The sequence below is a fragment of the Microbacterium sp. UBA3486 genome (assembly GCF_002377845.1).
Taxonomy (GTDB): domain Bacteria; phylum Actinomycetota; class Actinomycetes; order Actinomycetales; family Microbacteriaceae; genus Microbacterium; species Microbacterium maritypicum_A.
In genome coordinates this window covers 45,633-60,306 of record NZ_DFQP01000107.1, presented here as the reverse complement: position 1 = coordinate 60,306, position 14,674 = coordinate 45,633, and the positions used below count along the sequence as shown (strand labels likewise).

Sequence of the window (14,674 nt, the reverse complement as noted above, 5' to 3'; positions counted from 1 at the left end):
CACTGCGGCGCGTGCCCTCCTTCTGATGGAGATCCAGAATGAACGCTCTCCTGCGCGTTCACGGGCGGCGCGGCGGCCATGGCTGATCGCCGCGGGCGCCGTCGGCGCGGCAGCTGCCGTCACCGCCGGAGTGCTCGTGGTGAGCAACATCACGGCCCCGACGCCCGTGCCGACTGTTGAGGCGGTGCCGACCCGCGTGCCGGGGCCGGTGCTCGTGCCTACTCCGATGCCGTCACCCGCGGTCTCACCGATGACGGGCCCGGAGGCGCTCCTGGGGGCAGCGAACGCGACAGCGGGCTTCACGCCACCGGTGCTCGCGCCCGGCCAGTATCTGCGGCGGGCGTGGACGTCGCAGACCCTGGGCGTGTTCGACGCCGACCTCGGCGACGCAGGGCAGCCCGGCTACGGTGCATCGCGCGCGGAAGCATCGAGTGGATGGGTCATCAGCCGCAGCGGTGCCGACTACGCGCCGGCGAACCTTCGCTCGCAGTGGTATCAGGAGTGGGGAGCTCCCGTCGCAGGTGGGGTCTACGGCGACCAGGTGCAGGGCCTTGCACAGCAGGATGAGGCGTTGCAGTCCTACGGGCCAGCGGTCGGCCTGTTCCCGTCAGATGCGCCACGGCTCCCCGAGGGCGGTGCCGAGGATGTGCTCTGGTTCTTTGAATCGTTGCCGCGTGACCCGGCCACGATGATCGCGTGGATTCACGAGTACCTGGGCGCCGATGAGCAGGGATGGGCCGATGGGAAGGTCGGGTGGCTCATCATCGGACTGCTGTCGCACAACGTCGGCGACCCGGAGATGCGTGCTGCGATGTATCGGGCGCTCAGTCTGCTCCCGGGCTCGACGGTGGGAGCCGAACAGAACGGACGACGCACGGTCACCTTCGACTCGCATCTCGGCTCCTCTGAGAGCACGGAGACATCGCTTCGGCGGTTCACGTTGACGATCGACATGGCGACGGGAATCGTGGTGGAGACCACGGACACCACGTCTGTAGGCGAGGGGGTGATCCCGGGCGACGTCCCCGACTCCCGGATGACCTTCGAGATGAGCGTGGTCGATACTCTGCCGTGACCACTTTCGAAGAGCGCTGCTTCTCACCGGTATCGATGCGGACACGAGCGTGGAGCGGAGGCGGACAACCCGTCGCCCGATGTTCGTGATCGCCGGGGGCCATGTCCGGAGTGGCCGCGGCGACCGCGGGTGTCGTGCTGATCAGCCAGATGGACGCGCCGAGCCCGCAGGTCGAGGCAGTGCCGCAGGAAACCGCGCTTCCGACGCCGCGATAGACACCGGCCCCGAGGCCCAGCACGACGTCGGGGACGACGGTCGCAGAGCCGTTCCCGGGTACGACCCCGCAGACGGGGCGGCGGCGAATCCGGGTCCGGACGGCGTGGCAGCAACGTCGCGCCTGCAGATCTCCGGCACTCCGTTCAGCACGCGCTTGACCTCGCCGGTGTCCCCGCATCGACGGCGAACGGCATCGAGACCTACCGAATCAGGTACGAGAACGTCCTACCGAATCAGGTACGGGAACACAGATCGCCGCACCGACACGGTCTCGATCGATGCCGAGGCGGGGCGGGCCATCGAGTGCACGCTGCGTTCGGATCGCGTCGATGCCGGTCCGGGGGATGTGGTCCCTCAGACCGTGCCCGACATCAGCAAGACCTACTCGGTGTCGATCGTCGACTCTGCCCCGTAGCGGTTTCGGATAGTGCCCTCCGGGCCCTGACACCGACCTCCGGTGTCAGGGCCCCGCCGTAGAATCGGAGGCATGGCATCCGACTCCTTCGTCCACCTGCACGTGCACAGCGAGTATTCGATGCTCGACGGAGCGGCGAAGATCAACGCGATGACCCAGGCGGCCGCCGACTACAAGATGCCGGCCATCGCCGTGACCGATCACGGCAACACTTTCGCGGCTTTCGAGTTCTACAAGGCGGCCAATGCCGCGGGTGTCAAGCCGATCATCGGGCTCGAGGCCTATGTCACTCCCGGCACGCACCGCAGTGACAAGACGCGCGTGCAGTGGGGCTCTCCCGATCAGAAGAGCGACGACGTCTCGGGTTCCGGTGCGTACACCCACATGACCATGTGGAGTCAGAGCACCGAGGGCATGCACAACCTGTTCCGGCTCAGCTCCCGGTCGAGCATGGAGGGCTACTACTTCAAGCCGCGCATGGACCGCGAGCTGCTGCAGACCTATTCCAAAGGACTGATCGCGACCACCGGATGCCCGTCAGGCGAGATCCAGACGCGCCTGCGTCTCGGACAGTACGACGCTGCGCGCGCGGCCGCAGCCGAGTTCCAGGACCTGTTCGGGAAGGAGAACTACTTCGCCGAGATCATGGACCACGGTCTGTCCATCGAGCGACGCGTGATGACCGATCTCCTCCGTCTCTCGAAGGACCTGAACATCCCGCTGGTCGCCACCAACGACTCTCACTACACGCACCAGCACGAGGCCGACGCGCACGAGGCCCTCCTGTGCGTGCAGTCGGGCTCGACGATGGACGACCCGAACCGTTTCAAGTTCGACGGCGACGGCTACTACATCAAGACCGCGGCCGAGATGCGGCAGCTGTTCCGTGACCACCCCGAAGCCTGTGACAACACCCTGCTGATCGCCGAGCGCTGCGAAGTCGAGTTCAACACGTCGGCCAACTACATGCCGCGCTTCCCTGTGCCCGACGGCGAGACCGAGGACAGCTGGCTCATCAAGGAGGTGGAGGCCGGCCTGCACTACCGATATCCCGGCGGCATCCCCGACAAGGTGCGCAAGCAGGCCGAGTACGAGACCGGCATCATCCTGCAGATGGGCTTCCCGGGGTACTTCCTCGTCGTCGCCGACTTCATCAACTGGGCCAAGGACAACGGCATCCGCGTGGGGCCGGGCCGTGGCTCGGGTGCCGGGTCGATGGTCGCGTACGCGATGAAGATCACCGACCTCGACCCACTCGAACACGGCCTGATCTTCGAGCGCTTCCTCAACCCCGACCGTGTCTCCATGCCCGACTTCGACGTCGACTTCGATGACCGGCGCCGCGGCGAGGTCATCGACTACGTCACGGAGAAGTACGGATCCGAGCGCGTCGCGCAGATCGTCACGTACGGAACGATCAAGTCCAAGCAGGCGTTGAAGGACGCCGGCCGCGTGCTCGGCTTCCCGTTCAGCATGGGGGAGCGGCTCACCAAGGCGATGCCGCCGCCCGTGATGGGCAAGGACATGCCCCTCGACGGCATGTTCGACTCCGCGCACCCGAGGTACAAGGAGGCGAGCGAGTTCAGGACCCTGATCGAGACGGATCCCGAGGCGAAGACGGTCTTCGACCGCGCGCTGGGTCTCGAAGGGCTGAAGCGCCAGTGGGGCGTGCACGCCGCCGGCGTGATCATGTCGTCCGATCCGCTGCTCGACATCATCCCGATCATGCGCCGCGAACAGGACGGGCAGATCGTCACGCAGTTCGACTACCCGTCGTGCGAGTCCCTCGGTCTGATCAAGATGGACTTCCTGGGGCTCCGGAACCTCACGATCATCTCGGATGCGCTCGACAACATCCGCACGAACCGTGGCGAAGAGCTCGACCTCGAACATCTCGGTCTCGACGACCCCGGCGTGTACCAGCTGCTCGCGCGCGGCGACACCCTGGGCGTCTTCCAGCTCGACAGCCCGCCGCTGCGTTCGCTCATGCGTCTGATGAAGCCCGACAACTTCGGCGACATCTCGGCCCTCATCGCCCTGTATCGGCCGGGTCCCATGGGAGCCAACTCGCACACGAACTATGCGCTGCGCAAGAACGGGGTGCAGGAGATCACGCCGATCCACCCCGAGCTGGAGGCGCCGCTCGCCGAGATCCTGGAGGAGTCCTACGGGCTCATCATCTACCAGGAGCAGGTCATGGCCATCGCCCAGGCAGTCGCGGGGTTCAGCCTCGGACAGGCAGACATCCTGCGTCGAGCGATGGGCAAGAAGAAGAAGTCCGAGCTCGACAAGCAGTACGAAGGCTTCGCGGGCGGCATGACCGAGCGCGGATTCGGCGAGGCGGCCATCAAGGCGCTGTGGGACATCCTGCTGCCCTTCTCGGACTACGCCTTCAACAAAGCCCACTCCGCCGCATACGGTCTCGTCTCGTATTGGACCGCATACCTCAAGGCGCACTATCCCGCCGAGTACATGGCGGCGCTGCTCACCAGCGTCGGCGACTCGAAGGACAAGATGGCGCTCTACCTGAACGAGTGCCGCCGCATGGGCATCAAGGTCCTTCCGCCCGATGTCTCCGACTCGATCAACTTCTTCGCGGCCGTCGGCGACGACATCCGCTTCGGCCTCGGCGCCGTCCGCAACGTCGGTAGCAACGTCGTCGAGGGGATCGTGCAGGCCCGCAAGGACGAGCGCTTCACCTCGTTCCACCATTTCCTCGAGAAGGTTCCGCTGCACGTCTCGAACAAGCGCACGGTCGAGTCGCTGATCAAGGCCGGCGCCTTCGACTCGATGGGCGACTCCCGTCGAGCGCTCATGGAGGTGCATGAAGACGCGGTGGAGGCCGCCGTCGATCGCAAGCGCAACGAGGCACAGGGCGCCATCGGGTTCGACTTCGACAGCCTCTACGACGGCATGGACGAGGTGGCTCCCGCCAAGGTCCCCGCCCGCCCCGAGTGGATCAAGAAGGACAAGCTCGCCTTCGAACGCGAGATGCTCGGTCTCTACGTGTCCGACCACCCGTTGGCCGGGCTCGAAGTGCCTCTCGCGAAGCATGCATCGATCTCGATCCACGACCTCAACAACTCCGAAGACCTGCAGGATGGCGACCAGGTGACGGTGGCCGGGCTCGTCACCAGCGTGCAGCACCGCGTCGCCAAGGCGAGCGGAAATCCCTACGGCATGATCACCGTCGAGGACTTCAACGGTGAGGTCACCGTGATGTTCATGGGAAAGACCTACACCGAGTTCCAGCACACGCTGCAGCAGGACGCGATTCTCGCGGTCCGCGGGCGCGTGTCCCGGCGCGATGACGGGCTCAACCTGCACGCGCAGTCGGCTTTCGCGCCGGATGTGGGGTCCTTCGACGCGGCGGGTCCCTTGGCCCTCGTCCTCGCCGAGCAGCGCGCGACAGAGCGAGTGATGATGGAGCTCGCAGAGGTGCTGCGACGGCACAACGGCGACACCGAAGTGCTGCTTCGGGTGCATCGCGGGGGCACCGCGAAGGTGTTCGAGGTGCCCATGCCGGTCAAGGTGTCCGCAGACCTGTTCGGTGACCTCAAGTCACTGCTCGGACCCACCTGTCTGGGGTGAGCGGGTAGGATCGTGAGCCGTCGGCAGCACGGCGAATCCACCCGTCGAGCCCTGTGACGAAAGGACCACGCATGAGCACGGATCTCCCCGAATCGGACACCGAGGACACCGTCTTCGGCGACGATGACGGCGTCCTCTACGACGAAGAGGTCACGCCGGAGTTCGGCATCCTCGGCTTCACACTGCGTGAGCTGCTGATCGTGGGCGTCTGGTTGCTGTCCTTCGTGTTCTCCTTCTTCCCGCTGATCGGCGACCTCTCGCTGTGGGGCGTCGGCATCCAATGGATTCTCCCGATCGCGCTCCCGACCGTCGCCGTCTTCCTTCTCGTGCTGCGCCGCTTCTCGCCCGACGGCATCCGCCGGGTCGGTTCGCTGGGGATCGATCAGTTCGCCTCGGTCGCGTTCTCCGTGTCAGCGGTGGTCTGGGCCGGTAGCCTGTGGCTCGCGATCTCCGCACTCGTCTCCGGAGGCGCCTGGAGCCTTCCGTGGAACGGGGTCGCCATGGTGATCACCTCTCTGGCCCTCGTCGTCCTCACCGTCTTCGCTCCGATCATCCCGGGGCTGAAGGAAGACTTCCACGGTCGTCTGGTGACTCTCGCGCACCGCAACGCGAATCCGGTGCGTCCGGTCATCGCGCGGCCGCGTCCTGAGCCTGCGCCGGCAGCCGAAGAACCGTCCGGCGAGTCGGCCGAGGCATCGCCTGCGGGGTCCGACTCGTCCGCACCCCTCGAGGGGGCAGAGGCGCAGGCCGACGGCCGGACAGATGTCATCGTCGATGGTGCGACACCAGCGCTCGTGATCCCGATCGATGTCGAGCCCTCCGGGAGGCAGGCGACCGACGAGATCGCCCGATTCGACCTCGCCGAGCAGGTGCCGCTCACTGCCCACGCCTCGGGCGGCGGCATCGGTACCGAGCAGGAGTCCTCGGAGGAGGATTACGTGCCCGCCTACTCGCGTCGTTCGCGCGGTCAGGATCCCGAGATCGTCTCGGACACCGGGAGCATCGAGTCGCTTCTGGAGACGGCGGCGACATATGAGACCGACGTCGTTGCGGAAGAGCCGGCACCGCTGGTGTTGGAGGGTGTCTCAGACGCCGACCTCGAAGCGACCAACCCTCGCGAGGCGGTCCCCGCCGCTCAACCGTTCTGGATCCTCGCGCCCTCGGAGCGCGATGTCCACGACGAGCGCGGTGAACCGCTGTTCCGCATCGGCCCGAGCGCGTGGGCACTGGTGATCGAGGATCGTGGGGGTGCGTTCGTCGTCCGACATGACGACGGACGGATCGGCTACCTCCACGACATCTCCGACATCACGAAGGGCTGAAATGCGCACCATAGACCTGCGAGGGCGCGAGCTCTCGCCTGCAGGCATGCTCGCCGCGGTACCCCGGGCCACCCAGGCGCGTGCCGAAGCGCTCGAAACCGCTGCGCGGATCGTCGAGGACGTGCGCGACCGTGGCGAGGACGCTCTTCGCGAGCAGGCCGAACGATTCGACGCCGTCACGGATCACGCCGTACGAGTGCCCGCCGAACACATCACCGCAGCGCTGGCTGAACTCGCTCCCGAGGTCAGGGGCGCGCTCGAAGAGGCGATCCGCCGAGTGCGTCTGGCCTCCGCCGCGCAGGTTCCGGCAACACAGGTCACCCGGATCGGGGACGGGGCCGTGATCACGCAGCGGTGGCAGCCGGTGCACCGCGTGGGCGTCTACATCCCCGGCGGCAAGGCCGTCTACCCGTCCAGCGTGATCATGAACGTCGTGCCCGCGCAGATCGCCGGGGTCGAGCAGATCGCATTGGCATCCCCGCCGCAGGCGGATCAGGGCGGGCGGATTCACCCGACCATCCTCGCGGCGGCGGGTCTGCTGGGAGTGACGGAGGTGTACGCGATGGGCGGTGCCGGAGCGATCGGCGCCCTGGCGTACGGAGTGCCGTCGCTGGATCTCGATCCTGTCGATGTCGTCTCCGGTCCGGGCAACAACTACGTCGCGTCCGCGAAGCGCGCGGTCGCCGGTGTGGTCGGCACCGACTCGGAGGCCGGGGCGACCGAGATCCTCGTCGTCGCGGATTCGCACGCGGATCCGCGACTCATCGCCGCCGATCTGGTGAGCCAGGCTGAGCACGACGAGCAGGCGTCCGCGGTGCTGGTCACCGATGCGGACGAGCTCGCCGAGCAGGTCGCCGTCGAGGTGGAGCGCATGGCCGCGAGGACCCGCCACAGCGAGCGTGTCGCCGCCGCTCTCTCGGGACCGCAGTCCGCGATCGTCCTCGTGGATGACAGGGCCATGGCCACGGCGTTCAGCAACGCCTACGCGCCGGAGCACCTCGAGCTGCACCTCGTCGACGCCGATGATGCCGCCGCCGACTTCACCAGTGCCGGTGCCGTGTTCGTCGGCGACCAGACGCCGGTCAGCCTCGGAGACTACATGGCGGGCAGCAACCACGTGCTGCCGACCGGGGGACAGGCGCGTTACGCCCCGGGTCTCGGATCGTACACGTTCCTCCGTCCGCAGCAGGTCATCTCTTACGACAGGGCTGCGCTGGCTGCCGTGCGTGCCGGAGTCGTCGCCCTCGCCGACACCGAGGTGCTCCCCGCGCACGGTGAAGCGATCGAGGCCCGTTTCACCGCGTAGGATCGGTCAGATGCACTGCCCCTTCTGTCGACACCCCGACTCCCGCGTCATCGATTCACGCACCAGCGACGACGGGCTCTCGATCAGGCGCCGTCGGCAGTGCCCGGAGTGCGGTGGCCGTTTCACGACGACCGAGACCGCGAGCCTCAACGTGATCAAACGTTCCGGCGTGATGGAGCCGTTCAGTCGCGAGAAGGTCATCACGGGCGTGCGGAAGGCATGCCAGGGCCGGCCGGTCACGGAGGGCGACCTCGCCGTGCTCGCACAGCGCGTGGAAGAGGCCGTGCGCCAGACCGGTGTCTCGCAGCTCGACACGAACGAGATCGGTCTTGCGATCCTCGGCCCGTTGCGTGAACTCGATGAGGTCGCGTTCCTGCGCTTCGCCAGCGTCTACCAGGCGTTCGACTCCCTCGAGGACTTCGAGGCCGCGATCACCGATCTGCGTGCCGACCACACGAAGAGGGAGTCCGAGGACCGGTAATCTGGCAGGGATGTATCCGCTGCTCTTCCGCGCTGTCCTCTCGCGCTTCGACCCCGAGTTCGCCCACCACGCCGGCATGGCGGTGATCCGTGTTCTCGGCGTGCCCCCGTTCTCGTGGGCCACGCGTGCGATCACCCGTCCCGACCCGTCGCTGCGCGTCGAGGCGCTCGGTCTCACGTTCCCGTCGCCGTTCGGCGTCGCCGCGGGTTTCGACAAGAACGCGGTGGGTGTGCAGGGACTCGCGGCTCTCGGCTTCGGGCACGTGGAAGTCGGCACTGTGACGGCGATACCGCAGGATGGCAACCCGAAGCCGCGGCTCTTCCGTCTCATCGCGGACCGTGCCGTGGTCAATCGGATGGGCTTCAACAACGCGGGTGCGGATGCAGCGGCACGTCGTCTCGCACGCCTGCGTCGCGGGGCTCCCGACACGATCATCGGTGTCAACATCGGCAAGAGCCGAGTCGTCGAGGTCGAGGATGCGACGGCCGACTACGTGGCCTCGGCGACGCGGCTGGCTCCGCTCGCCGACTATCTGGCCGTGAACGTGTCGTCTCCGAACACCCCGGGCCTCCGGGGACTGCAGGCCGTGGAAACGCTCGCGCCGCTGTTGCGCGCCGTGCGCGAGGCATCCGGGGCCACTCCGCTGCTCGTCAAGATCGCGCCGGACCTGTCTGACGAGGAGATCACGGCGATCGCGCAGATGGCGGTAGCCGAGGGGCTTGCAGGAATCATCGCTCACAACACCACGATCAGCCGAGACGGGCTGCTCACGGATACCGCCACAGTCGAGGCTGCGGGAGCGGGAGGTCTGTCCGGAGCGCCGTTGAAGAAGCGCTCGCTCGAAGTGCTCCGCGTGGTGCGCGAAGCTGTTCCTTCCGACTTCTGTGTGATCGCCGTCGGGGGAGTGGAGACGCCGTCCGACGTGCAGGAGCGCCTCGATGCGGGGGCGACCCTCGTGCAGGGCTACACCGCTTTCCTGTACCGCGGTCCGTTCTGGGGCCGCGAGATCAACAGGGGACTGCTCAGTCGGGGTACTGGCCGCGCTTGACCTGCGGCTTCGGAAGACGCATGAAGCGCATCTGAAGCGCGCGCATCGCGGCGTACCATCCGAGGCCGCGCTCGAGGCGATCCTTGCCGAACTTGGCCGCGGCCTTGCGCTTGACCCGCATGCCGAGCAGGACCATGCCGCCGATGGCGATGACGAGGTAGCCCATCATCACGATGTAGGCGTAGAACGAGATGACCGTGTTGGCCGGAACGAGCGAGGCGAGGATGACCAGCACCATCACTCCCATCACGAACTCGGCCGGGTGCCAGCCGGCATCCACGTAGTCGCGCACCCAACGGCGCTGCGGACCCTTGTCGCGGACGGGGAGGTACTTCTCCTCGCCGGCGGCCATGCCGGCCTGGGCGCGGGCGCGACGCTCGTTGAGGTCCGCCTTCGCGGCCGCCTTCGCTTCCTTGGTGTTGGCGACCAGGGGGCGGCGACGTGCTGCCTCCTGCTCCGCACGGGTCGGCGTCGCGCGCCCCTTGCCGACGGCAGTCGTCTCGGGGGCGTCGTCGTTCGTGGAAGGGGAGGTAGGGGTAGTGGACACGGAGTTCCTCGGTTCGCCGGCGGGGGATCACCTTAAGATTACTCGCATGACCTCTCCTGTTCCTCCCCGTGAGTCCGATGCCGCTGTCCTCGAGGCGGTGGCGACTGGAATCCCCGCTGCGCTGTCGGATCTCGGTCACCTCGTTCGCATTCCGGGGATGGCCTGGCCCGCGTTCGATCAGACCCAGCTGCAACGCAGTGCGGATGCCGTGGCGGCCCTGGCATCGGACACGGGGGTCTTCGACGAGGTGCGCGTGCTCCGCGCAGCGATCCCGGGCACCGACGAGCAGGGACAGCCGGCCGTCCTCGCCACCCGCGCGGCACGCAACGGCAAGCCCACCATCCTGCTCTATGCGCACCACGACGTGCAGCCTCCTGGGGATGACGCCCTGTGGGAGACGCCGCCGTTCGAGCCGACCGTACGCGACGGGCGTCTCTACGGACGTGGAGCGGCGGACGACAAGGCCGGGATCATGTCGCACATCGCCTCGATCCGTGCGGTGAGCGAGGTGCTCGGCGATGACCTCGAGCTCGGTATCGCGATGTTCATCGAGGGCGAAGAGGAGTATGGATCCCGTTCATTCGCCCAGTTCCTCTCCGACAACAAGGATGCGCTCCGCGCTGACGCCATCGTGGTCGCCGATTCCGGCAACTGGGATTCCGTGACTCCTGGTCTCACCGTCTCCCTCCGCGGCAACGCCCGCTTCACGATGCGCGTGCGCACCCTGGACCACGCCTCGCACTCCGGGATGTTCGGCGGCGCGGTGCCCGACGCGATGATGGCGACCGTCACGTTGCTGTCCACGCTGTGGAACGCCGACGGCTCGGTGGCGGTCGAGGGGATGACGGAGCGCGATGCGCCGACGCCGGACTACACCGAGGCGACTCTGCGCGATGAGGCCGGACTTCTGCCCGGCACCACTCCGATCGGTGACGGGACGATCCTCAGCCGCATCTGGAACAAGCCGTCGGTCACGGTGATCGGTATCGATGCCACGAGCGTCGCTGCGGCGTCCAACACTTTGCTCCCCGAGGTGACCGTCGTGATCAGCGCTCGCGTCGCCCCCGGGCAGACCGGTCAGGAAGCCTACGACGCACTCGAGGGTCATCTTCGCGCGCATGCGCCGTTCGGAGCAGAGCTCACGTTCTCGGATGTCGATCTCGGCGACGGCTTCCTGGTGGACACGAGCGGCTGGGCGGTCGCTCTGACCCGCGACGCCATGCGTGACGGCTACGGAGTCGCTCCGGTCGATCTGGGCGTGGGGGGATCGATCCCCTTCATCGCCGATCTGGTGCGAGAGTTCCCGGCCGCACAGATCCTGGTCACCGGTGTCGAAGATCCCCATTCGCGGGCACACAGCCCGAACGAGTCGCTGCACCTCGACACGTTCCGTCATGCGGTCGCGACCGAGGCGCTGCTGCTGGCCCGCATGAATGAGGCGGAACTCTGAGCCTCACAGCATCTGCGGCGGTAGAATCATCCGAGAAGCCGTGCACCTGCGGCCCGTCACAAGGAGCGACATGAGCGACACCACACTCTCCCCAGAGACCACCCGCGCACACGGCGTCACCCTGACCGACGCTGCTGCCACGAAGGTGAAGAACCTCCTCGAGCAGGAAGGCCGCGACGATCTGCGTCTGCGTGTCGCCGTGCAGCCGGGCGGATGCTCGGGCCTGATCTACCAGCTGTACTTCGACGAGCGCTATCTCGAGGGCGACGAGACGGTCGACTTCGACGGCGTCGAGGTGATCATCGACAACATGAGCGTCCCGTACCTCGACGGTGCGGCGATCGACTTCAAGGACACGATCTCCGAGCAGGGGTTCACGATCGACAACCCCAATGCAGCGGGCAGCTGCGCGTGCGGCGACAGCTTCCACTGATCCTCGCTCTGCCGACTCGGGCCCCCCCCCCCCCCCCNNTGACGGCGGCCGTTCTGGTTCCACAACCTGCGTGGATGGCATGAATCAGGTGTGAGGTTGCCCTAGACTTGGGTGTGCTCTGTTCGCGATCTGAAAGGTGCATCGTGCCCTCGAAACGCAGCCTTCGTTGGGCCGCCCTCCCTGTGGGAGTTGCGGCAGCCTTGGCCCTGGCGGGATGCTCTCCCACCGAGCTGAACGGCTTTCTTCCGGGCTTCGTGGAGGGTGGACCCGCGGCCACCAACCAGACCGAGCGTGTCTCGTCGCTCTGGGTCAACTCGTGGATCGTGCTTCTCGCCGTCGGCATCATCACCTGGGGCCTGATGGCCTGGGCGGCGATCGCCTACCGCCGTCGCAAGGGCCAGACCGGTCTCCCGGTGCAGATGCGCTACAACATGCCGATCGAGATCTTCTACACGATCGTGCCGCTCATCCTGGTTCTGGGCATGTTCTTCTTCACCGCTCGCGATCAGACGGAGATCGAGGCCAAGTGGGACGAGCCCGACGTCGAGATCACCGCCATCGCGAAGCAGTGGGCGTGGGACTTCCAGTACGACGGAGACGAGAAGGACAACTCCGACGCCGTGTGGACCATGGGCATCCAGGCCCAGCCCGACAAGGACGGCAACATCGATCAGGCGCAGCTGCCGACGCTGGTGCTGCCGGTCGACAAGAAGGTCACGATCAACCTTCAGTCGCGCGACGTCATCCACTCCTTCTGGATCATCGACTTCCTGTACAAGAAGGACATGTTCATCGGGAAGGACAACTCCTGGTCGTTCATCCCGACACGTGAGGGCGAGTACGCCGGCAAGTGCGCCGAGCTCTGCGGTGAGTACCACTCGATGATGCTCTTCAACGTGAAGGTCGTCTCGCAGAGCGAGTACGACTCCTACCTCGCGTCGCTCGAGGAGCAGGGCAACACCGGTGACATCACCGGCGCCTACGACCGTCTCTCGAACCTTCCGGGGACCACCCCGAAGACCGACACCGAGGAAGGAGGGGAGTAAGCCATGTCGACCACAGAAGCTCCCCGTACCGACGAGTCTCCCCGCTCGCGTCCCCAGACTCTGCCCGCACGCCAGGCCGCTCTCATGAGCTCCTCGCGCGTCGAGCAGAAGGGCAACATCGTCGTCAAGTGGATCACCTCCACCGACCACAAGACCATCGGGTACATGTACCTGATCGCGTCGGTGATGTTCTTCCTCCTCGGCGGTGTGATGGCACTCGTCATCCGTGCCGAGCTGTTCGCGCCGGGTATGCAGATCATCCCGACCAAGGAGCAGTACAACCAGCTGTTCACGATGCACGGCACGATCATGCTGCTGATGTTCGCGACGCCGCTGTTCGCCGGCTTCGCCAACGCGATCCTGCCCTTGCAGATCGGCGCCCCTGACGTCGCCTTCCCGCGTCTGAACGCCTTCGCCTTCTGGCTCTTCCTGTTCGGCTCCACGATCGCGGTGGCCGGCTTCCTCACCCCGCAGGGCGCGGCATCCTTCGGGTGGTTCGCCTATCAGCCGTTGGCAGGGGCATCGTTCTCGCCGGGTGCGGGTGGAAACCTCTGGATGGTGGGTCTCGGCATCTCCGGATTCGGAACGATCCTCGGTGCCGTCAACTTCATCACCACGATCATCACGATGCGTGCCCCCGGCATGACGATGTGGCGCATGCCGATCTTCTCGTGGAACACGCTCATCACGAGCCTCCTGATCCTGATGGCGTTCCCGGTGCTTGCCGCAGCCATCTTCGCCGCGGCGGCCGACCGCATCCTCGGTGCTCACATCTACGACCCGGCCAACGGCGGCGTTCTGCTCTGGCAGCACCTGTTCTGGTTCTTCGGTCACCCNNACCCCGAGGTGTACATCATCGCGCTGCCGTTCTTCGGTATCGTCTCCGAGATCTTCCCGGTCTTCAGCCGCAAGCCGATCTTCGGATACAAGACCCTCGTCTACGCGACGATCGCCATCGCTGCTCTCTCGGTCGCGGTGTGGGCTCACCACATGTATGTGACGGGCTCGGTCCTGCTGCCGTTCTTCGCGCTCATGACGATGCTGATCGCCGTGCCGACGGGTGTGAAGATCTTCAACTGGATCGGTACCCTCTGGCGAGGGTCGGTCACCTTCGAGACTCCGATGGTCTTCGCTCTCGGGTTCCTCGTGTCGTTCGTCTTCGGTGGTCTGACCGGTGTCATCCTCGCGGCTCCGCCGCTGGACTTCGCCCTCTCCGACTCGTACTTCGTGGTCGCCCACTTCCACTACGTGGTGTTCGGAACCGTGGTGTTCGCCATGTTCGCCGGCTTCTACTTCTGGTGGCCGAAGTGGACCGGACGCATGCTGAACGAGCGTCTCGGCTACGTGCACTTCTGGCTTCTGTTCATCGGTTTCCACATGACCTTCCTCATCCAGCACTGGCTGGGCGTCGACGGCATGGTGCGTCGTTACGCCGACTACTCGGAGGCCGACGGATGGACCTGGCAGAACCAGGTCTCGACGATCGGTGCCATCATCCTGGGCGCTTCGATGCTGCCGTTCTTCCTGAACGTCTGGATCACCGCCCGCAAGGCGCCGAAGGTCACGGTCAACGACCCGTGGGGCTACGGCGGATCGCTCGAGTGGGCGACGTCCTGCCCGCCCCCGCGTCACAACTTCACGTCGATCCCGCGCATCCGCAGCGAGCGGCCTGCGTTCGACCTGAATCACCCGGAGGCTGCGGAGTTCGCCACGACGGCTCCCGGCGAGCGAGAGGCCCACTAAG

At 66.4% G+C, this 14,674-nt stretch carries 11 protein-coding genes; 10 read left to right on the top strand and 1 reads right to left on the bottom strand.

Annotation, left to right across the window (positions count from 1 at the left end; all coding sequences use genetic code 11):
* The first annotated feature begins 25 nt into the window (after nt 1–25).
* From B2869_RS17035 to B2869_RS17010, 6 genes are all read left to right on the top strand, one after another.
* Entirely contained in the window at nt 26–1,075 is a 1,050-nt protein-coding gene (locus tag B2869_RS17035; protein ID WP_167540725.1) for a hypothetical protein, read from the top strand.
* Between the two features lie 703 nt (nt 1,076–1,778).
* Nucleotides 1,779–5,297: a DNA polymerase III subunit alpha gene (gene dnaE, locus B2869_RS17030; protein WP_021201562.1), complete on the top strand. Its 3,519-nt coding sequence runs from the start codon at nt 1,779–1,781 to the stop codon at nt 5,295–5,297.
* 71 nt (nt 5,298–5,368) lie between these two features.
* Nucleotides 5,369–6,619, top strand: coding sequence for a hypothetical protein (locus tag B2869_RS17025; protein ID WP_292769163.1), 1,251 nt, complete (start codon nt 5,369–5,371; stop codon nt 6,617–6,619).
* Between the two features lies 1 nt (nt 6,620).
* Complete coding sequence (gene hisD, locus B2869_RS17020; protein ID WP_292769160.1) at nt 6,621–7,925, top strand: histidinol dehydrogenase; 1,305 nt, start codon at nt 6,621–6,623, stop codon at nt 7,923–7,925.
* A 10-nt stretch (nt 7,926–7,935) separates the two neighbouring features.
* Nucleotides 7,936–8,406 carry a transcriptional regulator NrdR gene (gene nrdR / locus B2869_RS17015; RefSeq protein WP_292769157.1) on the top strand — a complete coding sequence of 157 codons (471 nt, stop codon included), beginning with the start codon at nt 7,936–7,938 and terminating at the stop codon, nt 8,404–8,406.
* A 10-nt stretch (nt 8,407–8,416) separates the two neighbouring features.
* On the top strand, nt 8,417–9,454 hold the full coding sequence (locus tag B2869_RS17010) for a quinone-dependent dihydroorotate dehydrogenase (protein ID WP_292769154.1): 1,038 nt from the start codon (nt 8,417–8,419) through the stop codon (nt 9,452–9,454).
* Here B2869_RS17010 and B2869_RS17005 read toward each other — a convergent pair.
* Nucleotides 9,429–10,001 carry a DUF3043 domain-containing protein gene (locus B2869_RS17005; protein ID WP_292769151.1) on the bottom strand — a complete coding sequence of 191 codons (573 nt, stop codon included), beginning with the start codon at nt 9,999–10,001 and terminating at the stop codon, nt 9,429–9,431. The two genes, B2869_RS17010 and B2869_RS17005, sit on opposite strands and share 26 nt — an antisense overlap.
* A gap of 46 nt (nt 10,002–10,047) precedes the next feature.
* Here B2869_RS17005 and B2869_RS17000 point away from each other — a divergent pair, with 46 nt between their 5' ends.
* The 4 genes from B2869_RS17000 to ctaD all read left to right on the top strand — a co-directional run bounded on the left by B2869_RS17000 (nt 10,048) and on the right by ctaD (nt 14,673).
* Nucleotides 10,048–11,451: a dipeptidase gene (locus B2869_RS17000; protein ID WP_292769147.1), complete on the top strand. Its 1,404-nt coding sequence runs from the start codon at nt 10,048–10,050 to the stop codon at nt 11,449–11,451.
* A 70-nt stretch (nt 11,452–11,521) separates the two neighbouring features.
* Complete coding sequence (erpA, locus tag B2869_RS16995) at nt 11,522–11,884, top strand: iron-sulfur cluster insertion protein ErpA (protein WP_017830247.1); 363 nt, start codon at nt 11,522–11,524, stop codon at nt 11,882–11,884.
* Between the two features lie 143 nt (nt 11,885–12,027).
* Complete coding sequence (gene coxB, locus B2869_RS16990; protein WP_029258335.1) at nt 12,028–12,930, top strand: cytochrome c oxidase subunit II; 903 nt, start codon at nt 12,028–12,030, stop codon at nt 12,928–12,930.
* Nucleotides 12,931–12,933: 3 nt separating this feature from the next.
* The gene (gene ctaD / locus B2869_RS16985; protein WP_292769141.1) at nt 12,934–14,673 is read left to right on the top strand and encodes a cytochrome c oxidase subunit I; all 1,740 of its coding nucleotides are present in this window, start codon (nt 12,934–12,936) and stop codon (nt 14,671–14,673) included.
* Nucleotide 14,674 lies beyond the last annotated feature (1 nt).

Excerpts from the sequence above, each read along its gene's own strand:
- B2869_RS17035 (WP_167540725.1), top strand. The coding sequence starts at position 26 with ATGGAGATCCAGAATGAACGCTCTCCTGCGCGTTCACGGGCGGCGCGG.
- dnaE (WP_021201562.1), top strand. The coding sequence starts at position 1,779 with ATGGCATCCGACTCCTTCGTCCACCTGCACGTGCACAGCGAGTATTCG.
- B2869_RS17025 (WP_292769163.1), top strand. The coding sequence starts at position 5,369 with ATGAGCACGGATCTCCCCGAATCGGACACCGAGGACACCGTCTTCGGC.
- hisD (WP_292769160.1), top strand. The coding sequence starts at position 6,621 with ATGCGCACCATAGACCTGCGAGGGCGCGAGCTCTCGCCTGCAGGCATG.
- nrdR (WP_292769157.1), top strand. The coding sequence starts at position 7,936 with ATGCACTGCCCCTTCTGTCGACACCCCGACTCCCGCGTCATCGATTCA.
- B2869_RS17010 (WP_292769154.1), top strand. The coding sequence starts at position 8,417 with ATGTATCCGCTGCTCTTCCGCGCTGTCCTCTCGCGCTTCGACCCCGAG.
- B2869_RS17000 (WP_292769147.1), top strand. The coding sequence starts at position 10,048 with ATGACCTCTCCTGTTCCTCCCCGTGAGTCCGATGCCGCTGTCCTCGAG.
- erpA (WP_017830247.1), top strand. The coding sequence starts at position 11,522 with ATGAGCGACACCACACTCTCCCCAGAGACCACCCGCGCACACGGCGTC.